Raw genomic sequence first — 23,644 nt, 5'->3', positions numbered from 1 at the left:
GCGCACGAGCCTATTGACCACCGCCGACGGGGACCACCGCCGCTCGGATGACCGGTGGGTGAGGGGAGGCGGCCGGCCGGGTCAGCTGAGCTGGTTGGCCTCGACCCAGGCGAGGTACTCGGGGCTGACCGTGCCCGTCACGTAGTCGCCCGTGAAGCAGCTCATCTCGAGGTCGGTGACGTCGCTGCCCTCGATGATGGCGGCCTGCATGTCCGCCACCTCCTGGTAGATCAGGTGGTCGGCGCCGAGCTCGCGCGCGATCTCGGGGATCTTGCGGTCGTGGGCGACCAGCTCGTGCCGCGACGGCATGTTGATGCCGTACACGTGCGGGTAGCGCACCGGAGGCGCGGCGGAGGTGAACGTGACCTCGTTCGCCCCGGCGGCGCGCGCCATCTCGACGATCTCGCGCGAGGTGGTGCCGCGGACGATCGAGTCGTCGACGATCAGGATGTTCTTGCCCTTGAACTCGCTCGACATGGCGTTGAGCTTCTGGCGCACCGATCGCTTGCGCTCGGCCTGCCCGGGCATGATGAAGGTGCGGCCGACGTAGCGGTTCTTGTAGAAGCCCTCGCGGTACTCGATGCCGAGCTTCTGCGCGACCTGCATGGCGGCGGGGCGCGACGAGTCGGGGATCGGCATGACGACGTCGATGTCGCCCGTCGGCGCGTACCGGGCGATCGTGTCGGCCAGGCGGTCGCCGAGGCGGAGGCGCGCGTCGTAGACCGAGATGCCGTTCATGACCGAGTCGGGGCGCGCGAGGTAGACGTACTCGAACGAGCAGGGGATCAGCCGCGGCCGAGCGTGGCACTGCTTCGACACCATCTCGCCGTCGAGCGAGACGAAGACGGCCTCGCCGGGGGCGACGTCGCGGACGATCTCGTAGCCGCCCGACTCGAGCACGAGCGACTCGCTCGCGACGATCCACTCGTCGCGCTGCCCGTCGGCGGCCTTGCGGCGGCCGAGCACGAGCGGACGGATGCCGAACGGGTCGCGGAACGCGAGCAGCCCGTGGCCGGCGATCATCGCGATGGCCGCGTACGAGCCCTCGACGCGCTCGTGCACGCGGGCCACGGCGGCGAAGATCTGCTCGGGGTCGAGGTCGGTGCCGTTGACCTGTTCTTGCAGCTCGTGCGCCAGCACGTTGACGAGCAGCTCGGTGTCGCTGTTCGTGTTGAGGTGACGACGGTCGACGTGGAACAGCTCGCTCGTGAGCTCGCGCGTGTTCGTCAGGTTGCCGTTGTGCACGAGCACGATGCCGTAGGGCGCGTTCACGTAGAACGGCTGGGCCTCTTGCTCGTTGGTCGCCGCGCCCTTGGTGGCGTAGCGCACGTGGCCGAGGCCCATCGTGCCGAGGAGGCCGCGCATGTCGCGCGTGCGGAAGCCCTCGCGGACCTGCCCCTTGGTCTTGTGCACGTGGAAGATGCCGCGCTCGGCGGTCGCGATGCCGGTCGAGTCCTGGCCGCGGTGCTGCAGCAGGAGGAGGGAGTCGTAGACGAGTTGATTAGCTGGCTCGTGCGCGACGAGACCGACGATGCCGCACATGCGGATCTGGCTCCAGACCGTAGAGTTGGGGTTACTGCGTCAGTCTAGAGCGACACCGAACGGATGAACGAATGGCGACTCCCGCTGCCCCCTCGACCAGCGCCTCCTACGCCGCGGCGGGGGTCGACACAGCCGCGGGCGACCGCGCGGTCGAGCTGATGAAGGCGGCGGTCAGCGCCACCCACGGGCCCGGTGTGGTCGGCGGCTTCGGCGGCTTCGCGGGCATGTTCGACGTGTCGTTCCTCAAGTCGTTCGAGCGTCCGCTGCTGGCCACCTCGACCGACGGCGTCGGCACCAAGGTCGCCATCGCGCAGGCCCTCGACAAGCACGACACCATCGGGCAGGACCTGGTCGGCATGGTCGTCGACGACATCGTCGTGGTCGGGGCGCGTCCGCTGATGATGACCGACTACATCGCGTGCGGCCGGGTCGTCCCGGCACGCATCGCCTCCATCGTCGAGGGCATCGCGCGAGCCTGCAGCGCCACGGGCACGGCCCTGGTCGGCGGCGAGACGGCGGAGCACCCCGGCCTGCTCGGCCCGGACGACTACGACGTCGCCGGTGCCGCTGTCGGCGCGGTCGAGGCCGGCCAGCAGCTCGGCTCGCACCTCGTCCGCGACGGCGACGTCGTGCTCGCCCTGGCGTCGTCCGGGCTGCACTCGAACGGCTTCTCGCTCGTCCGCCACGTCCTGCGGTCGGCCGACCTCGGCTACGAGGACACTCTCCCCGAGCTGTCGGGCACGATCGGCGAGGCCCTGCTCGAGCCGACCCGCCTCTACACGTCGCCGCTGCTGCGCGTGCTCGACGACCCGGCGCTCGCCGGGGCGGTCCACTCGCTCAGCCACGTCACCGGCGGCGGCATCGCGGCGAACCTCGCCCGCGTCCTCCCGCTCGGCTCGTCGACCGAGGTCGACCGGGGCACCTGGTCGCCCGACCCCGTCTTCCGCGTGCTGAGCGACCTCGCGGGCTCGACGCTCGAGTCGAGCGAGGGCACCTGGAACCTCGGCATCGGCATGATCGCCGTCGTCGACGCCACCTCGGCCGACGCCGTGACCGCGGCCCTCGTCGCCGACGGCATCGCGACGTGGCAGGTCGGCACGGTCTCGACCGCGGCCCGCGACCTGACCGGGTTCGAGCAGGGCGCCAAGGGCGTCGACGGCGGGTCCGTGCGCCTGGTCGGCAGCTTCCGGGCCTAGTGGTCCGCCGCTGACCCGCGGCCTACGCTGATGTCACACGACGAGGGGGGACACCGTGGCTGACGACGTCATCGCGCAGTACGAGGCCGAGGTGCAGGCCGATCCGGGGGCCGTGGGGCCGCGCCTCGCGCTGGCCGGGGCGCTCATCGCCACCGGCAGGGGAGCCGAGTCGTTCGGCCACCTGGGCAAGGTGCTCGAGCAGGTGCCCGGCCACCCGGCCGCGCTCGCCCTGATCACGCAGGCGACCTCGTCCCTCGGGGCGGCCCCCGTCACGGAGGCGCCCGCCACGACCGCCGAGCAGGTCCCGTCCGCGTCGTCGTCGGGGGCACCGGCCGCCCCGCGGCACGCGGCCGGTCCGCAGGGCGCCGCGGGCGCTCCGGGGCCCGGCGCCGACGGCACCGAGGACGACGACGGCGTCGACTGGTCGCTCTTCGAGGAGCAGATCGGCGGCGTAGTTCCCGCGCCCTTCGTCACGACCGAGGACGGCGTCGTCTACACGACGGCCGAGGAGGACGTCGCGATCCTCAACCCGGGCGGCACGCGGGTGACGCTCGCCGACGTGGGCGGCCTCGACGAGGTCAAGAAACGCCTCAACGACAGCTTCCTCGAGCCGATGAAGCACCCGGAGATCGCCGCCGCGTTCGGCAAGAGCCTGCGAGGGGGACTGCTGCTCTACGGCCCTCCCGGCTGCGGCAAGACCTTCATCGCCCGCGCCGTCGCGGGCGAGCTCGGCGCGCGGTTCCTCACCGTGAGCATGGCCGACATCCTCTCGTCGTTCATGGGCGAGAGCGAGAAGAACGTCCGGGCCGTCTTCACCAAGGCCCGCGAGCTCTCGCCGACGGTGCTGTTCATCGACGAGCTCGACGCCGTCGCGGGAAAGCGGTCGAACCTGGGCGGCGCCGCCTGGCTCAAGTCGGTCGTGAACCAGCTGCTGCTCGAGTTCGACGGGGTCTCGACGCAGAACGAGGGCCTCTTCGTGCTCGCCGCCACCAACCACCCGTGGGACGTCGACGAGGCGTTCCTCCGGCCCGGCCGCTTCGACCGCACGCTGCTCGTGCTGCCCCCGGACGAGCCGGCCCGGGACGCGATCCTGCGGCACCACCTCTCGAAGCGGCCCATCGCGGGGATCGACCTCGGCTGGGTGGTCGACCGGACGGAGGGCTTCAGCGGCGCGGACCTCGCCTTCATCTGCGACACCGCCGCCGAGATCGCCATGAACGAGTCGATCCGCAGCGGCCAGGTCGCGCCGATCGGCATGCCCCACGTGGTCGAGGCGATGAGGGGTGTCAAGTCGTCGACCACGCCGTGGCTCGAGTCGTCGCGCAACGTGGTCGAGTTCGCCAACGAGAGCGGTCGCTACGACGACCTGAAGGAGTACCTCCGCTCGCGGAAGATGCTGTGACCCAGGCTGTGCCGCGCGAGCTGGTGCTCGCCGAGGCGACCCGGCTCATCGCGACCCGGCGCTGGTCGGACGCCGAGAGCGCTGTCCGCGAGGGCCTGCGCACGGCCCCCGACGACCCGGGGATGCTGACCACGCTGTCCGTCGTGCTCCGCCTGAGCGGGCGGTCGGCGGCGGCCGAGGGCGTCGCCCGGCGAGCCGTGGCGCTCGAGGGCCCCGCCGAGTGCCAGATCGAGCTGGCGCGGGTGCTGTTCGACCTCCAGCGGTGGGACGAGGTCGCCCGGGTGACCGACCGTCTCCTCGAGGCCGACCCCACCGGCCCCGCTGCCGTCGACGCCCACGCCGTCGCCGCGGAGGCCTTGGTGCTCGGGGCCGAGGAGCCCGGCGGAGGGCTCGAGCAGGCCCGGGAGCACGCGCGACGGGCGGTCGAGCTCGATCCCTCGTCGTTCATCGCCCTGCTCTCGTCCGGGTGGATCGAGATGGAGGCCGACCCCGTGGCCGCCGAGCGCTGGCTGCGTCGCGCCCTGGCCGTGAAGCCCGACGACGCCATGACGGTGTTGTTCCTCGCGTCGCTCCGCACGACGTCCCCGGCCCGTCGAGTGTCGCTCGCCCGGTCGGTGCTGGCCGCGGACCCCGGCCACCCGAGGGCGACCCAGGTGCTCACCTCGGTCGTGCACGACGGCGTGCACCGCCTGGGCCTGCTGGCCGTCGTCGCGAGCGTGTCCGCGACGGCCGCCGGCGTCGTGCTGCCGATGAGCCTCGTCGCCGCGCTCGGGCTCGTCGCCCTGGCCGCGGCGGTGCTGCGGCTGGCGCTGCTCGCCCGCGACGTGGGCAAGGACGTCCCGTCGAGCTTCACGCGTCGGGTGGTCCTCGCCCCCGGCCTGCGACGCCGGATCACGCTGCTGAACCTCGCCGCACCGGTCGTCGCCGCGCTCGGCCTCGTCCTGGTCGTCGCGGCGGAGGGCGTGCTGAGCCCCGGCGTCTTCGTGCTCGCGGTGGCGGTGCTCCTCAGCGGTGCCGCACGCCGGGGGACCGTCGAGCGCGACGAGGCCGGCCCCGTCCCGCGCGCGCTGAAGGTGCAGCTGGAGGAGACGCAGTGGGCCGGCCTCTGGCGTCGCGCGCTGCCGGTCGCCCTCGGGTTCGTCGTGCTCTACCTCGTCGTGCTGGTGCTCGCCTGGACCGGGGACGGGCTCGTGAGCGGCAACGCCCTCGGCTACACGGCCCTGCTCTCGGCGCTGGCCTTCCTGCCGTTCCCCGTGGCGCGCCTCCGTCAGCTCCGCCGGGCTCCGTTCACTGCGGGCCCGCGCGGACCGCGCCGCGCCGCCGTCGCTCCCCGGCTGGCCCTCGCGGCCTCCGTCGCGGTGGTGGTCGCGAGCCTGCTGGTGCCGTTCGGGTCGTCGGCAGCCGAGATCTCGGAACGGGGCTTCGCGCCGCCGTGGCTGGCTTCGGTGCCGGGCGGTGAGGTGCTCACGGCGCTGCTGCCCGAGTACTCCGCCGACGAGGACGAGGGCCCCCGCCCTGGTGAGCTCGTGCCTCGGCCGCTGCCCACGTTCGAGATGCCGACGTTCGAGATGCCGACGCTCGAGCCGACCGTCGTGCCGACTGCAGAGCCTGGCACGGGGCCGTCCGGCAGCTCCGACGGGCAGGAGGCCGCGCGGTGAGCGGCCCCGAGGGCGTCGACCCCGTCGAGAAGGCGGTGCGGGAGGCGCAGGTCGCGACCGTGACGAGCGGACCGGGGCGCGCGGTGGGCCTGCTGCGTGCGGCGCTCGCCGGAGCGCCCGGCGACCCGCGCCTCCTGCTGGCCCTGACCGACGCGCTCGCGGCGGACGGGTCGCTCGAAGAGGCGCAGGCGACGGCCCGCGAGGCGGTGGCCGTGCTGCCGGAGTCGGCGGAGCCGCTGGTGGCCCTCGCCCGCGTGCAGCTGAAGATGCCCGGGGACGGCATCCGGCGGGCGGCCGAGACGGCCCGGGTGGCCCTGCGCCTCGATCCGGACTCCACCCGGGCGCACCTCATCGTGGGGCTGGCGGCCGGGTACGACGCCACGGCCACACGAGCGGACCGCGACCGGGCACGGCCGTCGGTGGAGGAGGCGCTCCGGCTCGCGCCCGACCTGCCCCTCGCGCACGTCGTCGCGGGCGTGCTCGACCGGGTCGACGACCCGGCGAACGCGGAGACCCACCTGCGCCGGGCCCTCGCCCTCGACCCGCACGAGCCGGACGCCCTCGTCCTGCTGGCCGGCCTCTCGACCACAGAGGCGGGCACATCCGCAGGGCTGTTGCGGTCCGCCGCCGCGCTGAGCCCGCTCGACGACGCCACGCGACTGCGGCTGGAGGCGGCGGTGCGCCGGGCCGTCCACCGACCGGCCGTCGTCGCGCCGACGGTGTCCACCGTGGCCCTGCTGGGAGCCGTGTGGCTGCCCGTCAGCCCCGGCATCCTGGGCTTGCTGGCGCCACTGGTCTTCCTGGTGTGGGGTGCCCTGCGCGTGCTGCGCGCGGTGCTGGCCGAGGTGCCGCGGTCGTTCGTGAGGCGGGTGCTCTGGTCCGACCGCGGAGGTCGGCTGCAGACGGTCGCCGACGTCGTGGCGCCTCCGGCCGCGGCCGCCGGGATCCTGGCGCTCGGCACGGGTGACGGCGAGGGGCTGCCGGGCGTGGCCCTGGTCCTCCTCGCGTCCGTCGCCTCGGCCGTCGGGGGCGCCGTGGTGACCGCGCGCCTGGTGACGGCCGAGCGGTCGTCGGTCGAGGGCGCCGACGACACCGACCAGCGCCCGGGGGCGGCAGACGTCGCGGTGGTGGCCGTGAGGGCAGGGCTCGTCCTCGTCGTCGGCGTGCTGTGGGCGGCGGGGCTCGTCGCGAACCCGCTCGTCGCGGCCGCCGCGTGCCTCTCGCTCGCGGCCCCGCTGGCCGGCGCGCTGCTGGTCGCGGTGCGTCACGACGCAGGCCCGGTCGGGCTCCGACGCCTGTCGGCGGGGGCCGTCGTGCTCGCCCTGCTGCTGGGCCTCGGCGGGCCCGTCGCCGAGGTGGTCTCCGGAGGCGCGGCCGAGCGGCCGGGCGGGCTCACCTGGGTGGGGGCGCCGGGCGGGCCGGAGGCGCGCGACGCCCTGCGTCGACAGCAGCAGGAACGACGGGAGGAGCGTGAGGAGCGCGAGCGGCAGGAGCAGGACGCGGGCCCAGGGAGGATGCCCGACTTCGGCTCGGAGCCCCCGCGCGCACCGACGGCGGTGCCGACCATCGAGGTGCCCGACTTCACGTTCGACCTGCCCGGGGACGGGGACGGGGAGGCGACTGTCGGTCCGTGAGGCGTATCCTCAGCAGACGCCCTCCGGGGCGGAGTCGACGACGACGTCGGCACGGACGACGAAGGAGTCGACCAGATGACCACTCACACCCCCACCAGCCTCCCGGTCGCACGCGTCACCCGCGTGCCCCTCACCCCGGCTCCCCGGCGAGGCGTCTCGCCCGTGACCGGCGGCAAGCGCGTGGCGTTCCTCACCGCGGGCGGGCTCGTGCTCGTCGTCGCGATGGGCCTGATGCCCGTGCTGGGGCAGCTCGTCGGCTAGCGGACCGGGCCGGTGCCTCCTCGGCGCTGCGGATGCTCGCGACCGGAGACGGTGCGCGCGACGGGCGCTAGGAGGTGCGGCGCGAGCCGAGCACGCAGAACTCGTTGCCCTCGGGGTCGGCGAGCACCACCCAGGAGGCGTCGGCCTGGCCGACGTCGACGCGCACGGCACCGAGGGCCTCGAGCCGCGCGACCTCGGCCGCCTGGTCGTCCGGACGGAAGTCGAGGTGCAGCCGGTCCTTGACGGTCTTGGGCTCGGGCACGTGCACGAACAGCAGCCCGGGGAGCGAGTCGGGGGCCGACCGCAGCTCGGGCTCGTCGCCCGGCTCGCTGATGTCGACCCAGCCGAGCGCCTCGCGCCACCAGGCGGCGAGCGCGTCAGGGTCGAGAGCGTCGACGACGACCTGTTCCCACTCGAGCGACATGGTCGCGCCTAGGCGCTCTTGCTCTGGTGGTCGTCCGCACCCTCGTCGAGGTCGGTGTCCACGTCGGAGTCGTCCTCGAAGTCGTCGGCCCACCGGTCGACGTACTCGTCGGAATCGCTCTTGGTCGCAAGCTCTTTTTCGAGCGCACCGTAGTTGGTGTCAGGGCTGAAGTACTTCAGCTCTCTGGCGACCTTGGTGTGCTTGGCTTTTTGACGGCCGCGCCCCATGCGTGACCCCCTCGTGAATTCGGCCCGGAAACGGTGTCGGACGAACCGGGAACTACCGACAGGTGACGTTGCAAAACTGCATCGATCTTAGCATGTGCCCCCAGCCCTGACGGCCTGTCACGGGCGGGCCCCACGGGCGTCGAGGAACGCTCGCACCTGGTCGTCGCGGAGGGCGTCGCGGAGCTCGGAGATCGCCGCGTCGTCGGGGAGGACGATCGACTGGCCGTCGGCCGAGGTGCCGGTGCCGGCGGTCGGGACGGTGAAGAAGTCGACGTCGTCGGGACGCAGGCCACGGAGGCCGGCCCCGAGCGCCACGAGGGTGCCGGCGTCGAGGTCGGCGTCGACCGTGACGTGCGGCGCGGTCGCGGCGAGGAAGCCGGTGACCCGCGTCGGGTCGGTGAGGGTCGCCCGGCTGACGAGGGTGCGGAGGACGCCGTCGAGGAACGCCTGCTGGTTCTCCACCCGCTGGAAGTCGGCGTCGGCGAACGCGCTGCGCTCGCGGACGAAGGCGAGGGCGGAGTCGCCCTCGAGGTGGTTGACGCCCTGCACGTACTCGTGGGCGGACCTGCGGTCGGACGCCGTGCTGCGGAACGCCTTCTCGCTCACCACGTCGACTCCGCCGAGCGCGGTCGTCATGTCGGCGAACCCGTCGAAGTCGATGATCGCCACGTGGTCGACGCGTGCGCCGAGCAGCTGCTCGACGGTCTGCACCGCGAGCGGGCTGCCGCCGCGCGCGAAGGCGGAGTTGACCTTGCCCTCGCCGCGGCCGGGGATCGGCACCCACAGGTCGCGCATGACCGACATCACCGAGGCGTGCTGCCGGTCGGCGTCGACGTGCAGCAGCATCATCGTGTCCGTGCGCTGGTCGGAGGGCGACCCGTCGTCGAGCGTCGTCTCGTCGCCCCGGGAGTCGGAGCCCATCAGCAGCACGTTCACCGAGCCGTCGTCCGCGGGGGCGGGCCGGTCGGCGTCGGCGGGGAACGCGTCGTCGAGGCTCGTGGTCGCGTCGTCCCACGACGAGGCCAGGTGCAGCGCGAACCCACCGGCGGCGACGCCTGCCACCACGAGCAGGGCGACGAGCGCGAGGCTGACCCCGATCAGGGCGCGGGCGGCACGGGAGCGGGGCCTGCGTCGGCCGCGGCGGCCGCGGCCCTCGTCGCGCTCGTCGCGCTCGCCGTCGCTTGAGGAGGCGGGTGAGGAGGAGGTGGTCGCGTCGTCGTCGCGGCCCAGCCCGAGGGCAGAGAGGTCGTCCATGGTGGTGCTCCGGGATGCGTCGGCGGGTGCCCGCCCGGGTGGGCAGGCTCGCCCTCGTCTCTCGAGGGCCGATCCGACGATATCTCGCGGGTGATACATCAGTCCAGGCTGTGTCGACGATGTCGAGACGATGCCCAGGCTCCGCCGCCGCCTCAGCCGCCGCAGCCGCCTGCTCGCGGCGGGAGATCAGACGAAAAGGGACGACATGGCCGTGGGCCCCCGTCCACCACGTCCCATTCCGCGCAGTTCGGCCGGCGCGGCCCGGGCGCCGGCGCGGGCCGGGCGCCGGTGCGGGCCGGGCGCCGGCGCGGGCCGGGCGCCGGCGCAGCCCGCGCGCTACTTCTTGCGGCGGGGGCCCGTGCCGTTGCGGGCCGCCGAGCGGGCCCGCCGGGCCGCGTCGCCACGGCGGGCGTTCCCCACGTTCTGGCCCTTGCCGGGGGCACGCGGCGTCTGCTTCGGACCAGGGGCGTGGACCTCGCCCGAGGGGGCGGCGGTCGAGTCGGCACCGGGGGCGTCGCGCTCCGCGTCGACCACGAGGCCGCGGTGGACGGCACCGCCCTCGACGGCTGCGCCGGACCTGCCGGCCGGACCCGCGCCTCCTGCGGGCACGGACCCGGCCGGCCCGAGCGGGCGCCGGGGCAGGGGACGGATGGGCTCGCCGCGACGGTCCTGGCCGGGGATCGGCCGCGACCGGCGGCCGTAGAGCATCTCGGACGAGTCGAGCAGCCAGGGCACGAGCGAGATCGTCACGCCGTGCACGAGCATCAGCTTCTGGCGGATCCGGCGGCTCTTGTGGTTGTGGAGCGCCGCCTCCCACCAGTGGCCGACGATGTAGATCGGCGTGTAGATCGTCACGACCTCGGAGCCGTGCTCGGCCCGGTGCGCCTTGATGTACTTGATCAGCGGCATGCTGATGTCGCGGTAGGGCGACGCGACGATGCGGAGCGGCACCTCGATCTCCTGCTCGGCCCACTGCCGCTGCAGCAGCGCGGTGGCCTCGTCGTCGATGCCGACGTGGATCGCCTCGAGCGACTCGTGCCGGGCGGCGATCGCGTAGTCGAGTGCCTTGAGCACCGGCTTCTGCATCGTGCCGACGAGCACGATCGCGTGGTCGCCGTGCGAGCCGAACTGCGTCGTCGCGTCGGGCTCGATCTCGACCCGGACGTCGCGGTAGTAGCGGTTCACGCCGAGCATCAGCGTGAACAGGATCGGCATGATCACGAACACCAGCCACGCTCCGTGGGTGAACTTCGTCACGGTCACGACGATCAGCACGGAGGCGGTGAGCAGGGCCCCGAAGGCGTTGATGCCCCGGGCACGGTAGACGGCGCCACGGTCGGCGCAGCCCTCACGCAGCATGCGGGTCCAGTGCACGACCATGCCGGTCTGCCCGAGCGTGAACGACACGAAGACGCCGATGATGTAGAGCTGGATCAGCCCGGTGACGCTGGCCTGGTAGACGAGCAGGATCGCGCAGGCGACGAGCGCCAGGACGATGACGCCGTTCGAGTAGATGAGGCGGTCGCCGCGGGTGTTGAGCGCCTTGGGGGCGTACTGGTCGCGGGCCAGGATCGAGCCGAGCAGCGGGAACCCGTTGAACGCCGTGTTGGCGGCCAGCAGCAGCACCGCCGCCGTGCACGCCTGGATCAGGTAGAAGGGGATGCCGAACAGCGAGCCGCCGAACACGGCGCTGGCGATCTGGGCGATCAGGCTGCGCTGCGGGGTGCCCTCGCAGTCGACGAAGCCCTGCAGGTCGCAGGCGTCCTCGGCGTAGTGCACCTTCGCGATCAGGGCCACGGCGACCAGCCCGGCGAACAGCACGATGGCGATGCTGCCCATCAGCACGAGCGTCTTCTGGGCGTTCTGCACCTTGGGCCGGCGGAACGCGGGCACGCCGTTGGCGATCGCCTCGACGCCGGTGAGGGCCGAGCAGCCGCTCGAGAAGGCGCGCAGCAGCAACAGGATGAAGGCGGCCTGCGTCAGCTGGTCGGCCTGGACCGTGTACCCGGCGCTCTCGGCCACCGGCGGGTCGCCGAGGGCGGTGCGGACGAGCGCGATCACGATCATGACGAAGACGCTCGACACGAAGAGGTAGGTCGGCACGGCGAAGGCCTTGCTCGACTCGCGCACGCCGCGGAGGTTCACCGCGGCCAGCGCGATGACGAAGAAGATCGCCAGCTCGACCCGGACCGGCGCCAGCTCGGGCACGGCCGAGATGATGTTGTCCACGCCCGACGCGACCGACACGGCGACCGTCATCACGTAGTCGACCAGCAGGGCGGAGGCCACGACGAGGCCGGCCTTCTCGCCGAGGTTGCGGTGGGCGACCTCGTAGTCGCCGCCTCCTGAGGGGTAGGCCTTGATCAGCTGGCGGTACGACGCCACGACGACGAGCAGCAGCACGACGACCGCGACCGCGACCCACGGCGCGAGCGTGAGGAACCCGAGCCCGCCGATCAGCAGGATCATCAGCAGCTCCTGCGGCGCGTACGCCACGGAGCTCAGCGGGTCGCTGGCGAAGATCGGGAGGGCGAGGTGCTTCGGGAGCAGCTGGCCCTCGAGCTTCTCCGAGGGGAGGGGTTCACCGATCAGCCACCGCTTCGGCGACCTGGTGTCGTCAGTCACGAGCGGCGACTCTACTCCGCGCCGAGGGCCTGTCAACTCGCGGCGTCGACGGCGTATTCCCGATTCGTCAGGCGGCCGTCGAGGTGGTCGTCGGGACCGGGCCGGTGGTCGTGCCGGAGGCGGTGGTCGAGTCGGTCGAGGGTTCGGCTACACGTGTCGCACGGGGTGCGAAGAGCGGCAGCGCGAAGGCCACCATCGGCCCGATCAGGACGGCCTCGAGCGCCGTGCCGATGCCGACCTGGCCGCCCAGCAGCCACCCGATCGCGAGCACCGTCACCTCGATCGCTGTACGGGCCACCCCGACCCGGACCCCGAACCGGCGGTGCAGGCCGAGCATCAGGCCGTCGCGCGGACCGGGCCCGAACGCCGCGCCGATGTAGAGGCCGCTCGCGGCGGCGAGCAGCAGCAGGCCGAGCGCGAAGGTCAGGGCCTGCGCCCACCACACCGTCTGCTGCGGCAGCACGTGCAGGCCCAGGTCGGCGAAGGGCCCGACGAGCAGCGCGTTGGCGATCGTGCCGAAGCGCGGCCTCTGTCGGAGGGGGATCCAGAGCAGCAGCACGAGCACGCTCGTGAGGAACACGACGAGGCCGAAGCCGAGGCCCGTCTGCGTCACGATGCCCTGCGTCAGCACGTCCCACGGGGCGACCCCGATGCCGGCGCGCACCATCAGCGCGATGGCGACGCCGTAGAGGAAGAGGCCGACGAGGAGCTGCAGGAGGCGGCGGGTGAGGAGCATGGACCGATCCAATCGGGCGAGCGGCCTGGTAGCAAGAGTCCAATCGGCCTAGTGTGGCTGCATGAGAGCTGTCGTCGCATGAGCATCGTCACGAGCGGACCGGCCGTGTCGTCGCGGGCGCTGGGGGTGCTGCTCGACTCGTGGCGCGCCTCCTCGTCGCCCGGCTACGCCGCGCTCGCCGACCGCATCCGCCTGCTCGTGCTCGACGGCCGGCTCTCGGTGGGCACGCGCCTGCCGAGCGAGCGCGACCTCGCGACGCACCTCGGGGTCAGCCGCACGACCGTCGCCGCGGCCTACGCCGCACTGCGCGACGCCGGCCACGTCACGAGCCTGCGGGGGAGCGGCAGCGTCGTGCGGCTGCCCGACCAGGCGAAGGTCCGGTCGACGCGGCCCGCCGCCGAGGGCGACGTGCTCGACTTCACCAAGGCGGCCATGCCCGCCGTCGGCGGCATCGCGGAGGCGGCGCAGCGAGCCGCGGGACGCCTCGGCGCCTACCTCTCCGAGCCCGGCTACGACACCGTCGGCCGTCCGGTGCTGCGCGAGGCGATCGCGGCCCGCTACCGCGCCCGTGGCCTCGAGACGAGCGCCGACCAGATCGTCGTCACCCTCGGCGCCCAGCACGCCATCGCCCTGCTGGCCCGGGTCCTGGTCGGCCGCGGCGACCGGGCCGTCGTCGAGACCCCCGGCTATCCGCACGCGTTCGAGGCGCTGCGGGCCGCGGGTGCCCGGCTCGCGCCCGTCAGCGTGACCGTCGACGAGGGGTGGGACGAGTCGGCGCTGCTGCAGACGCTGCGGCGCACGAGCCCGCCCGTCGCCTACCTGATGCCCGACTTCCACAACCCGACCGGGGCGACGATGCCCGAGGCGCAGCGGGTGCGCGTGCTCGAGGCCGCGGCGGACGAGGGGACGATCGTGATCGCCGACGAGACGATGGCCGAGCTCGTCGTCGGGGGGCCGCGGGGCGCCTCCTTCCCCGGTGCGGGTGCGGGTGCGGGTGCTGGCGCTGGTGCCGGTACCAGTGCCGGTGCCGCTGTTCTCGCCGCTGCTCGGCCGCTGCCGATGGCGGCCTACGGGCCCGCCGTCACGATCGGCTCGGTCGGCAAGTCGCTCTGGGGCGGGCTGCGGATCGGCTGGATCCGCGCCGAGCGACCCCTCGTCGAGCGCCTCGTGCGCGCCCGCTCGGCCGGCGACCTCGGCACCCCGGTGCTCGAGCAGCTGATCGTCGCCGACCTGCTCGGCGACATGGACGGCGTGCTGGAGGCGCGCTCCCGACAACTGAGGCACGGTCGCGACCGGCTCGTCGCCGGCCTCCGCAGCGCGTTCCCCGGCTGGAGCGTGCCGTCGCCGGCCGGCGGCCTCACGACGTGGGTGGGCCTCGGCGCACCGGTCAGCTCGCAGCTCGTGCTCGCCGCCCGCCGGCACGGGCTGCTGCTCGCGGCCGGGCCGATGTTCGGCGTCGACGGGGCGTTCGAGCGGTTCCTGCGGGTGCCCTACTCGTACCCGGACGACGAGACCGACAGGGCGCTCGCGGCGCTCGCCGCCGCCTGGGACGGCATCGACGGCGTGCAGGCGCCGCGCGGGGCGCTGATGGCCGAGGTCGTCTAGCCCGTCGCGTCGACGAGCGGCGGCTGCGGGGCCGCCGCGGCGGCTGCGGCGGCTGCGCGGCGGCGCGTCACACCCCTGATCCTGCACTGCACCCCCGAATCAGCGGGTGTAGTGCGGGTTCAGGGGTGTAGCTCGTCCGTCGGCCAGCGGGGCCCGCTCAGCGGGCCCGCTGCACCCGCTTCTCGTCCCAGACCGGGCCGGGCGCCTCGTAGACGTCGCCGTCGCTGCCGAACACGAGGAACCGGTCGAACGAGCGGGCGAACCACCGGTCGTGGGTGACGGCCATGACCGTCCCCTCGAACCGGTCGAGCGCCTCCTCGAGTGCCTCGGCCGAGACGATGTCGAGGTTGTCCGTGGGCTCGTCGAGCAGCAGGAGGGTCGCGCCGCTCAGCTCGAGCAGCAGGATCTGGAGCCGGGCCTGCTGCCCGCCGCTGAGCGACTCGAAGACCTGCTCGGCCGACCCCACCAGCCCGTAGCGGTCGAGGGCGCGGCTGGCGGCTTCGCGACCGAGGCCCCGACGCTCGTCGTCGCCTTCGTGCACGATCTCGAGCAGGGTGCGCCCGATCATCGCCGGGTGCTCGTGCGCCTGCGCGAACCAGCCCGGCACGACGCGGGCGCCGAGGACGGCCCGGCCGGTGTGCGGCACGGGGGCGAGAGTGCCGCCCACGGTCGTCACGTGGCCGTCGCGCGGGTCGGGATCTGTGCCTCCGCGCGCCAGCAGCCTGAGGAAGTGCGACTTGCCCGACCCGTTCGAGCCGAGCACGGCGATCCGCTCGCCGAACCACAGCTCGGCGTCGAACGGCGCCATCAGCCCGGTCAGCTCGAGCTGCTCGCAGACCACCACCCGCTTGCCGGTGCGCGAGCCGGTCAGGCGCATCTTGAGGTCCTGCTCGGGCGGGCGCTCCTGGGGAGGGCCGGCGAGCTCGAACTTGTGCAGACGCGTCAGGGCCGCCTGGTACCGCGACGCCATGCTGTCCATCGCGGTCGCCTTGACCTTGAGGTTCCGCACCAGGGTCAGGAGCTTCTCGTGCTGCTCGTCCCACCGGCGGCGGAGCTCGTCGAGGCGGTCCATCCGGTCGGCCCGGGCCTGGTGGTAGGTGCGGAACGAGCCGCCGTGGGTCCAGGCGGTGTTGCCGGCCGCCCCGGTCTCGATCGTGACGACGCGGTCGGCGACACGGCCGAGCAGCTCGCGGTCGTGGCTGACCAGCAGGACGGTCTTGGGGGTCGCCACCAGCGCCTCCTCGAGCCAGCGCTTGCCGGGGACGTCGAGGTAGTTGTCGGGCTCGTCGAGCAGCAGCACCTGCTCTGGCCCGCGGAGCAGCGCCTCGAGCACGAGCCGCTTCTGCTCGCCGCCGCTGAGCGTCGACACCTGCCGCCAGCGAGCGCGCTCCCAGGGCACGCCGAGGGAGGCGGTGGTGCAGGTGTCCCAGAGGGTCTCGACGTCGTAGCCCCCGGCGTCCGCGTAGTCGGAGAGCGCCGTGGCGTACGCCATCTGCGTCTCGGTGACGTCGTGCTCGACCAGGGCGAGCTCGGCCGCGTCGAGGGCGCGCGCGGCGTCGCGGACGGCAGGCGGCGCGATGCCGACGAGGAGGTCGTGCACGGTGCTGTCGTCGCGGACGTGGCCGACGAACTGGTCCATCACCCCGAGGCCGCCGTCGATGCTGATCGCGCCCTCGTCGGCCCGGAGCTCACCCCGGACCATCCGCAGCAGGGTCGACTTGCCGACCCCGTTCGCCCCGATCAGCACCGCGTTCTGGCCCTCGCCGACGCGGAACGACACCTCGTCGAGCAGCGGCCTGCCGTCGGCGAGTGCGTAGGACACGCGGTTGACGTCGATGTAGCCCATGGGAGGTCTCTCTGTGGGGGTGGCGGTCTCGGCGGTGCGACGCGGTCGTCCGGCTGAGCGTGCAGGTGCCGCCGCGAAGTGGGCAGCCGAGCAGGCTATCGGCTCCTCCACCATTGTGTCGACCGCACCACCTCTGCACAGCGTGTGAGAAAGCGCCGCCAGTTCCCAGAGAGGCTGGTGACAATGGAGGCGCGGTGCACGTCGTCACCGTCGCCTCCTTCGTCGTCCCCTCCCTCTCACCACCGGAGCCTCGTGCATCTTCTGTCCGTCTTCAGCCTGCGCAACCGCGCGCTGATCGCCCTCGTCACCATCGTCGTCGCCGTCTTCGGCGGCATCGCGCTGACGTCGCTCAAGCAAGAGCTCGCGCCCAACGTGCAGTTCCCGCAGATCGCGATCGTCAGCTCGTACCCCGGCGCGACGCCCGAGGTGGTCAACGACGACGTCTCGACGCCGATCGAGCAGGCGGTGCAGATCATCCCCGGGCTCGAGGGCACCACCGCGACGTCGAGCACGTCGCAGAGCACGGTCTCGGCCGAGTTCACCTACGGCACCGACCTCGGCGCGGCCGAGCAGAAGATCCAGTCGGCGATCAACCGGCTGACGCTGCCCGACAGCGTCGACACCCAGGTGGTCACCGGCAGCCTCGACGACCTGCCCATCGTCCAGATCGCGGTCACCGGCTACTCGGCTGACGACACCCAGGCGCTCGTCGACCGGCTCACGAACACGACCGTGCCCGACCTGCAGAAGCTCGACGGCGTGCGCGAGGCCTCGATCTACGGCGACGCCGGCCAGCGCGTCGTCATCACGCCCGACAGCACGGCGCTCGCCGCGGCGGGCCTCACCACGCAGGCGTTCCAGGACGCCCTCGACGCGAACGGCACCCTCATCCCCGGCGGCACGCTGACCGAGAACGGCCAGACCCTCTCGATCCAGGCCGGCCAGCGCCTCACGAGCACCGACGAGGTCGCGGCCCTGCCGCTGCTCGGCGGCACCTCGGCGGTCACGATCGACGACGTCGCCGACGTGGCCCTCAGCGGCGCGCCCGTCACCTCGATCAGCCGTGTCGACGGCCAGGACGCCCTCACGATCGCGGTCACCAAGACGCTCGACGCCAACACGGTCGACGTGTCGACCACCGTGCAAGATGCCCTGCCGTCGCTCGCCTCCGACCTCGGCTCGGACGTCGACCTCTCGATCGTCTTCGACCAGGCGCCGTTCATCCAGCAGTCGATCGACGCGCTGGCGGAGGAGGGGCTGCTCGGGCTCGTCTTCGCGGTGATCGTCATCCTCGTGTTCCTGCTGTCGGTGCGCTCGACGATCGTCACCGCGATCAGCATCCCGACGAGCGTGCTCATCACCTTCATCGGCCTGCAGGCCGCCGGCTACACGCTCAACATCCTGACGCTGGGTGCGCTCACCATCGCCATCGGGCGCGTGGTCGACGACTCCATCGTCGTCATCGAGAACATCAAGAGGCACCTCGCAGGAGGCGACGGCCGCGTCGCGTCGATCACCACCGCCGTCCGCGAGGTCGCGGGCGCCGTCACGGCGTCGACCGTCACGACCGTCGTCGTGTTCCTGCCGCTCGCCTTCGTCGGCAACATCACCGGCGAGCTGTTCCGGCCCTTCGCGCTGACGGTGACCATCGCGCTGCTCGCGTCGCTGTTCGTCTCGCTGACGATCGTGCCGGTGCTCGCGTACTGGTTCCTGCGGGCGCCGAAGGTGCACAAGCACGCGCCGGGTGCTGCGGGCGAGCAGGCGCAGGAGCGCCTCACGACCGCCGCCTCCGACCCGACCGACCCGGCGCCGCTCGACCGGCTGCGCCGCGTCTACGTGCCGGTGCTGCGCGGCACGCTCCGCCACCCGGTCGTGACCCTGCTCGTCGCTGTCCTGGTGCTCGGCGGCACGGCTGCGGCCATCCCGCTGATGAAGACGAACTTCCTCGGGGCGAGCGGGCAGAACACGTTCACCGTCACGCAGACCCTGGCGCCCGCCTCCAGCCTGCAGGTGCTCTCGGACGCCGCCTCGAAGGTCGAGACGGAGCTCGACGGCGTCGACGGCATCGAGACGGTGCAGCTCACGATCGGCTCGAGCGGCACCTCCATCGCCAGCTTCTTCGGCGGCACCGGCGACAGCACCGTCACCTACTCGATCACGACGAACGAGGACGCCGACCAGGACGCGCTGCAGGCCGAGGTGCGCTCGCGCCTCGACGACGTCGCCGACGCGGGCGACATCGAGCTGACCGCGTCGAGCGGCTTCGGCACGAGCAACGACATCACCGTCGACGTGACCGCGCCCGACCCCGACACCCTGCAGACCGCGACCGAGACCGTGCTCACCGCCGTCGGCGACCTGCCGGGCACGGCCGAGGCCGGGTCGAACCTGCAGGCCGCCCAGCCGGTCATCGGCGTCGTCGTCGACCGCGAGGCGGCAGCGGACATCGGCCTCAGCGAGGTCGCCGTCGGCGGCATCGTCTCGCAGGCCGTGCAGCCGTTCCGGGTGGGCTCCCTCGAGATCGAGAACAGCTCGGTCGACATCTACACGGTCGACCCGACGCCGCCCGCGACGCTCGACGAGCTGCGCGCGCTCGAGCTGCCGAGCGCGACCGGACCCGTGCGCCTCGACTCGATCGCCACGGTCGAGCAGACGAACGGCCCCACCTCGGTCACCACGACCGACGCCGTCCGGAGCGCCACCGTCACCGTGACCCCGTCGAGCGACGACCTGTCGAGCGCCGGCACCGAGGTCGACGACGCGATCGCCGGGCTCGACCTGCCCGCCGGGGCCGACGCCGTCGTCGGCGGCGCCGTCGCCGACCAGTCGAACGCGTTCTCGCAGCTGTTCCTCGCGGTGCTCATCGCGATCCTGATCGTGTACATCGTCATGGTGGCGACGTTCCGCAGCCTGCTGCAGCCGCTCCTCCTGCTGGTGTCGATCCCGTTCGCGGCGACCGGCGCGATCCTGCTGCAGCTCGCCTCCGGCATCCCGCTCGGCGTCGCGTCGCTGATCGGCGTGCTGATGCTGGTCGGCATCGTCGTCACGAACGCGATCGTGCTGATCGACCTCGTGAACCAGTACCGGACCCGTGGCCTGCGGGTACGCGAGGCGCTGCTCGAGGGGGCGTCGCGCAGGCTGCGGCCCATCCTGATGACGGCGACCGCGACGATCTTCGCCCTGACCCCGATGGCGCTCGGCATCACCGGCCACGGCGGGTTCATCTCGCAGCCGCTGGCCGTCGTCGTGATCGGCGGGCTCGTGTCGTCGACCGTGCTGACCCTGGTCGTGCTGCCGGTGCTGTACTCGCTGTACGAGGGGTGGCGTGAGCGACGGGCCGACCGGCGTGCGGGCGTCTCGGGCGCCTCCTCGGCCGACACGTCGGCGTAGCGACGCGAGAACGACGAACCTCCGCAGGACATTGCGGAGGTTCGTCGTTTCCACGTCGGGACCGTGCCATGCGGGCAGGGTGCCGAACCGGGGAGGCGGGGGTTCTGTTCCGGGGGAGGGTCGGGTATCGTAGGTGGGTCGGCTCAAGACCGCGTGCCTGTGGCGCGCACGTCCTGCGGCGTCGCTCCCCGGACAACCACCGGAGGCGACGAGCGGGACACATGAGGGTTTGTACGTCTTGTGGGCCGGATTCACGACGGATCTCGTCGGGATGAATTCACGTATGTGAACGGTCCTGGTCAATGGCTGCCCGGGTATTTCTTCGCGTCATCGCACAAGCCCGGAAAGAACACCATGCCCCCCTACGACAAGACTCCTTCACGCTCGCGAGGCACCGACCCGCACCGCAAGCCGGGCTCCAAGAGCTCCTCGCACCGCGGCCACCGCCCCGACGAGGCCGGCGCCCCCGAGCGCAAGAACCGCTGGAACTCGGACGCCCGCGCCGAGCGCCGCGGCGAGGCCCCCCGCAGCGGCAGCAGCCGCCCCAACTGGGAGCCGCGCGAGAAGACCTCGAACAGCCGCTTCGCCCCCCGCGACCACGACGCCCGCAACGCCGAGCGCGGCCGCGACGGAGGCGCCCCCCGCTTCGGCCGGGACGGCGGCAAGGAGGCGGCCCGCGCCGGACGCGACGGACGCCCCGCCCGCAGCTGGGACCGCGATGCTCGTCCGGCCCGCGACAGCGGCGGTCGTGACGACCGCGGCGGTCGTCCGTACGACCGCGACGCGCGTCCCGCCCGCCGCGACGACCGCAACGAGCGTCCCGCTCGCCGCGACGACCGCGCGCCCAAGAACTACACGCCCGCCGGGCGCCCGCCCCGCGACGACCAGCCGGCCCGTTCGTGGGGTGACCGTCCCGAGCGCGGCGGACGCACCTCCGGCGGCTCGTACGACCGCGACGCCCGTGGCGGCCGCGACGATCGCGCGCCCCGCAGCTTCGACCGCGACAGGCGCGACAGCCGCGGCGGACGCGACGACCGCGCCCCTCGCAGCTTCGACCGCGGCGACCGCGGCCCCGGCGCCGCCGAGCGCAACGCTCCCTACTCGCACGGCCGTGACGGCGCTCCGCGCCGCCCCGGAACCGGCTCCCAGGGGCCCAGCTCCGACTTCTACCCGAAGCGCGACCAGGGCGCGCACTACTCGCCCGAGGACGACGTCAAGCTCGAGAAGCTCCAGGCGGAGGTGCTCACGGCGCAGGACGTCGAGGGCGTCAGCTTCGGCGACCTCGGCCTCGGCGACAACATCGAGCGCCAGCTGGCCTCGATGGGCGCCGCCGCTCCGTTCGCGATCCAGGCCGCGACGATCCCCGACGTGCTCGCGGGTCGTGACGTGCTCGGCCGCGGTCGCACCGGCTCCGGCAAGACCATCGCCTTCGGCGCCCCGCTCGTCGAGAAGCTGATGGAGAACAACGGCGCGAAGAACCGCAAGATGGGCCGCCGTCCCCGTGCGCTGATCCTCGCCCCGACGCGCGAGCTCGCGATGCAGATCGACCGCACCGTGCAGCCCATCGCCCGCTCGGTCGGCCTGTTCACCACACAGGTCTACGGAGGCGTGCCCCAGGCCCGCCAGGTCGGCGCGCTGAACCGCGGCGTCGACATCGTGATCGGCACCCCCGGCCGCATCGAGGACCTGATCGACCAGGGCCGACTCGACCTCAGCGAGGTCGTCATCACGGTGCTCGACGAGGCCGACCACATGTGCGACCTCGGGTTCCTCGAGCCGGTGCAGCGCATCATCCGCGAGACCGCCCAGGTCAAGCCGAACGGCGACCGTGCCCAGAAGCTGCTCTTCAGCGCGACCCTCGACAAGGGCGTGGCGAAGCTCGTCGACGAGTTCCTCGTGAAGCCCGCCGTGCACGAGGTCGCCGGCGAGGACCAGGCCAGCTCGACGATCGACCACCGCGTGCTCGTCATCGAGCAGCGCGACAAGACGGCCGTCATCGAGCAGCTCGCGTCGGGCCCCGGCAAGACTCTCGTCTTCGCGCGCACCCGTGCGTTCGCCGAGCAGCTGACCGACCAGCTCGAGGACGCGGGCATCCGCGCCACCAGCCTGCACGGCGACCTGAACCAGGCCCGTCGTACGCGCAACCTCGGCCTGCTCACCAGCGGCAAGGTCAACGTGCTCGTCGCGACCGACGTCGCCGCCCGCGGCATCCACGTCGACGACATCGAGCTCGTCGTCCAGGCCGACATGCCCGACGAGTACAAGACGTACCTGCACCGCTCGGGCCGCACCGGCCGCGCCGGCAAGGAGGGCACCGTCGTCACGCTGATCACGCGCCCCCGTCGCCGCCGCATGGAGGAGCTGCTCGACCGCGCCGAGATCGAGGCCGAGATGATCGACGCCCGCTCGGGCGACGCCCTCGTCGACCAGCTGGCCGGCGTCTAGGCCGCACCGCACCTCCTTCGGGGCCCTTACGGGCGCTGGGCGACGTGAGAGCGACGAACCTCCGGGGAACATCACGGAGGTTCGTCGCTTCTGCGTAGGGACGCGGCTGCGGCCGGCCGTGCGCCGTGCGGGCGCTAGCGGCGGTCGAGCAGCCCGCGCACGTACGACGCTTGGCCGAGGTGCTGCGTGCAGTCGCCGAGGATGCTCACGAGGCGCGAGCCGGCGGTGACGGGCGGGTCCCACGCGTCGTCGACGACGTCCGTGTACGAGGCGGCGTCCAGCCCCTCGAGGTAGCCGCGGGTGCGCAGCGTGACCGCCTCGAGGTAGGCGACGAGGAGGCGCGGCTCGGCCTGCACCTCGCCCACCTCCGCGGGCGACTGGCCGTAGCCCATCTCGGCGTCGTCGAAGGGGAGCGCGAAGCGGTCGGCCCAGCCGTCGGCGGTCCAGACCTGGTGGGAGGCGGCGAGGTCGGCGATCTGCACGTCCTGCCCGCGGGCGGTGTGCCAGACCAGCCAGGCGATGGTGTTGGCCTCGGCGTCAGGGCGCCAGGCCAGGTCGTCGACCGAGAGGCCGTCGGCGGCGGCGGCGGCGATGGCGGGGAGGCGGTCGAACGCCTCGATGAGCACGTCGGAGGGAGTCATCGCGCCACCCTACGACCGGGGCGCGGAGGCGTCTCAGGTGCGGCTGGCGGCCTGCGACCTGGCCGCCGTGGGGCAGCCCGTCAGCGGGAGGCCTGCGCGCCCGTCGTGTCGTCGTCGACGGCGCGGCGCGTCAGCGAGTCGCCGATGGCGCGCATCACCGAGGCGAGGAAGTCGAGCTGGCGCGGGTCGATCGCGTCGCGGAAGGCGCTGCGGTAGAACTCGCCCGTCTCGGCGACGGCGGCCTGGCCCTCGGGGGCGAGCTCGAGCACGACGCTGCGGCGGTCGGTGGGGTGCGCGCGCCGGGCCACGAAGCCGGCCTTCTCGAGCCGGTCGATGAGGCTCGTGGTGGCGCCGGTCGACAGCTCGAGCGCCTCGGCGGCGAGCTTGGGGGTGCTGTCGGGGTTGTTGGCGACGAAGACGAGGCAGGTCAGGTCGGTGGTGCCGATGCCGAAGTGGGTCGCGACGAGGCGCTCGACGCGGGCGTTCTGCGCGAGGAGCGTGGAGAAGGCGGAGAGCACCTCGTCGACGTCGACGAGGCCGTCGGCGTCGCGGGGAGGGGCGGTCCCGGCCGCGGGCTGGGGGGAGATGTCGGTCATTCGTGCGCTCCAAGGAGGGGGCGTGAGGTGCGAGAGAAGGGGAGACCCCCTGCGGTTGGTGACTCCGCACGACGATCGGTGACCCCACTATAGCTCGGTCGTCGAGCAACACGACGGAAAAGGTACCCCCCACCACTGGGGGCATCCCTCGGCTTGCAAGCT

The 23,644-nt window shown here is 73.0% G+C and carries 17 protein-coding genes; 8 read left to right on the top strand and 9 right to left on the bottom strand.

Features of this window, described 5'->3' with window-relative positions; all coding sequences use genetic code 11:
* Nucleotides 1–81: 81 nt before the first annotated feature.
* Complete coding sequence (gene purF, locus EDF20_RS15130) at nucleotides 82–1,542, bottom strand: amidophosphoribosyltransferase (protein ID WP_133739264.1); 1,461 nt, start codon at nucleotides 1,540–1,542, stop codon at nucleotides 82–84.
* A gap of 71 nt (nucleotides 1,543–1,613) precedes the next feature.
* On the opposite strand from purF, the gene purM reads away from it, so the two are divergent.
* The 5 genes from purM to EDF20_RS15105 all read left to right on the top strand — a co-directional run bounded on the left by purM (nucleotide 1,614) and on the right by EDF20_RS15105 (nucleotide 7,693).
* On the top strand, nucleotides 1,614–2,738 hold the full coding sequence (gene purM / locus EDF20_RS15125) for a phosphoribosylformylglycinamidine cyclo-ligase (protein ID WP_133739263.1): 1,125 nt from the start codon (nucleotides 1,614–1,616) through the stop codon (nucleotides 2,736–2,738).
* A 55-nt stretch (nucleotides 2,739–2,793) separates the two neighbouring features.
* Nucleotides 2,794–4,140, top strand: coding sequence for an AAA family ATPase (locus EDF20_RS16110; protein WP_166644849.1), 1,347 nt, complete (start codon nucleotides 2,794–2,796; stop codon nucleotides 4,138–4,140).
* Complete coding sequence (locus EDF20_RS15115) at nucleotides 4,137–5,798, top strand: tetratricopeptide repeat protein (RefSeq protein WP_133739262.1); 1,662 nt, start codon at nucleotides 4,137–4,139, stop codon at nucleotides 5,796–5,798. The genes EDF20_RS16110 and EDF20_RS15115 overlap by 4 nt, the downstream gene beginning before the upstream one ends.
* The gene (locus tag EDF20_RS15110; protein WP_133739261.1) at nucleotides 5,795–7,432 is read left to right on the top strand and encodes a hypothetical protein; all 1,638 of its coding nucleotides are present in this window, start codon (nucleotides 5,795–5,797) and stop codon (nucleotides 7,430–7,432) included. Before EDF20_RS15115 ends, EDF20_RS15110 begins: the two co-directional genes overlap by 4 nt.
* A gap of 75 nt (nucleotides 7,433–7,507) precedes the next feature.
* The gene (locus tag EDF20_RS15105; protein ID WP_123548770.1) at nucleotides 7,508–7,693 is read left to right on the top strand and encodes a hypothetical protein; all 186 of its coding nucleotides are present in this window, start codon (nucleotides 7,508–7,510) and stop codon (nucleotides 7,691–7,693) included.
* 67 nt (nucleotides 7,694–7,760) lie between these two features.
* Here EDF20_RS15105 and EDF20_RS15100 read toward each other — a convergent pair whose 3' ends face one another.
* The 5 genes from EDF20_RS15100 to EDF20_RS15080 form a co-directional block, all read right to left on the bottom strand.
* Nucleotides 7,761–8,117, bottom strand: coding sequence for a VOC family protein (locus EDF20_RS15100; protein ID WP_133739260.1), 357 nt, complete (start codon nucleotides 8,115–8,117; stop codon nucleotides 7,761–7,763).
* Between the two features lie 8 nt (nucleotides 8,118–8,125).
* On the bottom strand, nucleotides 8,126–8,344 hold the full coding sequence (locus tag EDF20_RS15095) for a DUF3073 domain-containing protein (protein ID WP_123548772.1): 219 nt from the start codon (nucleotides 8,342–8,344) through the stop codon (nucleotides 8,126–8,128).
* A 117-nt stretch (nucleotides 8,345–8,461) separates the two neighbouring features.
* A complete protein-coding gene (locus tag EDF20_RS15090) occupies nucleotides 8,462–9,598 on the bottom strand; it encodes an LCP family protein (RefSeq protein WP_166644848.1) in 1,137 nt (378 codons plus the stop codon).
* A 336-nt stretch (nucleotides 9,599–9,934) separates the two neighbouring features.
* Entirely contained in the window at nucleotides 9,935–12,223 is a 2,289-nt protein-coding gene (locus EDF20_RS15085) for an APC family permease (protein ID WP_243833521.1), read from the bottom strand.
* Nucleotides 12,224–12,290: 67 nt separating this feature from the next.
* Nucleotides 12,291–12,959 (bottom strand): hypothetical protein, encoded by a 669-nt coding sequence (locus EDF20_RS15080; RefSeq protein WP_133739258.1) that lies wholly within the window; start codon nucleotides 12,957–12,959, stop codon nucleotides 12,291–12,293.
* Nucleotides 12,960–13,037: 78 nt separating this feature from the next.
* Between EDF20_RS15080 and EDF20_RS15075 the strand changes: the two genes are divergently transcribed.
* Nucleotides 13,038–14,564 carry a PLP-dependent aminotransferase family protein gene (locus EDF20_RS15075; RefSeq protein ID WP_133739257.1) on the top strand — a complete coding sequence of 509 codons (1,527 nt, stop codon included), beginning with the start codon at nucleotides 13,038–13,040 and terminating at the stop codon, nucleotides 14,562–14,564.
* A 157-nt stretch (nucleotides 14,565–14,721) separates the two neighbouring features.
* On the opposite strand, the gene EDF20_RS15070 is transcribed toward EDF20_RS15075, so the two are convergent.
* Nucleotides 14,722–16,410, bottom strand: coding sequence for an ATP-binding cassette domain-containing protein (locus EDF20_RS15070; RefSeq protein ID WP_133739256.1), 1,689 nt, complete (start codon nucleotides 16,408–16,410; stop codon nucleotides 14,722–14,724).
* A gap of 252 nt (nucleotides 16,411–16,662) precedes the next feature.
* Here EDF20_RS15070 and EDF20_RS15065 point away from each other — a divergent pair, with 252 nt between their 5' ends.
* Nucleotides 16,663–19,800 (top strand): efflux RND transporter permease subunit, encoded by a 3,138-nt coding sequence (locus EDF20_RS15065; protein WP_133739255.1) that lies wholly within the window; start codon nucleotides 16,663–16,665, stop codon nucleotides 19,798–19,800.
* Nucleotides 19,801–20,154: 354 nt separating this feature from the next.
* On the top strand, nucleotides 20,155–22,245 hold the full coding sequence (locus EDF20_RS15060; RefSeq protein WP_133739254.1) for a DEAD/DEAH box helicase: 2,091 nt from the start codon (nucleotides 20,155–20,157) through the stop codon (nucleotides 22,243–22,245).
* 134 nt (nucleotides 22,246–22,379) lie between these two features.
* Here the strand turns inward: EDF20_RS15060 and EDF20_RS15055 are convergent, their stop codons facing one another.
* Both EDF20_RS15055 and EDF20_RS15050 read right to left on the bottom strand, forming a co-directional pair.
* Entirely contained in the window at nucleotides 22,380–22,886 is a 507-nt protein-coding gene (locus EDF20_RS15055) for a DinB family protein (protein WP_133739253.1), read from the bottom strand.
* Nucleotides 22,887–22,966: 80 nt separating this feature from the next.
* Nucleotides 22,967–23,482, bottom strand: coding sequence for a MarR family transcriptional regulator (locus EDF20_RS15050; protein ID WP_123548783.1), 516 nt, complete (start codon nucleotides 23,480–23,482; stop codon nucleotides 22,967–22,969).
* Nucleotides 23,483–23,644: the final 162 nt, after the last annotated feature.

The sequence above is a fragment of the Frigoribacterium sp. PhB116 genome (genome assembly GCF_004364285.1).
In the GTDB taxonomy this organism is placed as follows: domain Bacteria; phylum Actinomycetota; class Actinomycetes; order Actinomycetales; family Microbacteriaceae; genus Frigoribacterium.
The sequence above is the reverse complement of the archived record's forward strand: the minus strand, read 5'-3'. Positions and strand labels throughout refer to the sequence as shown.

Bases quoted from the DNA above. Each gene is read 5' to 3' on its own strand.
- EDF20_RS15105 (WP_123548770.1), top strand. From the start codon at position 7,508: ATGACCACTCACACCCCCACCAGCCTCCCGGTCGCACGCGTCACCCGC.
- purF (WP_133739264.1), bottom strand. From the start codon at position 1,542: ATGTGCGGCATCGTCGGTCTCGTCGCGCACGAGCCAGCTAATCAACTC.
- EDF20_RS15055 (WP_133739253.1), bottom strand. From the start codon at position 22,886: ATGACTCCCTCCGACGTGCTCATCGAGGCGTTCGACCGCCTCCCCGCC.
- purM (WP_133739263.1), top strand. From the start codon at position 1,614: ATGGCGACTCCCGCTGCCCCCTCGACCAGCGCCTCCTACGCCGCGGCG.
- EDF20_RS15060 (WP_133739254.1), top strand. From the start codon at position 20,155: ATGCCCCCCTACGACAAGACTCCTTCACGCTCGCGAGGCACCGACCCG.
- EDF20_RS15050 (WP_123548783.1), bottom strand. From the start codon at position 23,482: ATGACCGACATCTCCCCCCAGCCCGCGGCCGGGACCGCCCCTCCCCGC.
- EDF20_RS15100 (WP_133739260.1), bottom strand. From the start codon at position 8,117: ATGTCGCTCGAGTGGGAACAGGTCGTCGTCGACGCTCTCGACCCTGAC.
- EDF20_RS15080 (WP_133739258.1), bottom strand. From the start codon at position 12,959: ATGCTCCTCACCCGCCGCCTCCTGCAGCTCCTCGTCGGCCTCTTCCTC.
- EDF20_RS15090 (WP_166644848.1), bottom strand. From the start codon at position 9,598: ATGGACGACCTCTCTGCCCTCGGGCTGGGCCGCGACGACGACGCGACC.
- EDF20_RS15070 (WP_133739256.1), bottom strand. From the start codon at position 16,410: ATGGGCTACATCGACGTCAACCGCGTGTCCTACGCACTCGCCGACGGC.
- EDF20_RS15075 (WP_133739257.1), top strand. From the start codon at position 13,038: ATGAGCATCGTCACGAGCGGACCGGCCGTGTCGTCGCGGGCGCTGGGG.
- EDF20_RS15095 (WP_123548772.1), bottom strand. From the start codon at position 8,344: ATGGGGCGCGGCCGTCAAAAAGCCAAGCACACCAAGGTCGCCAGAGAG.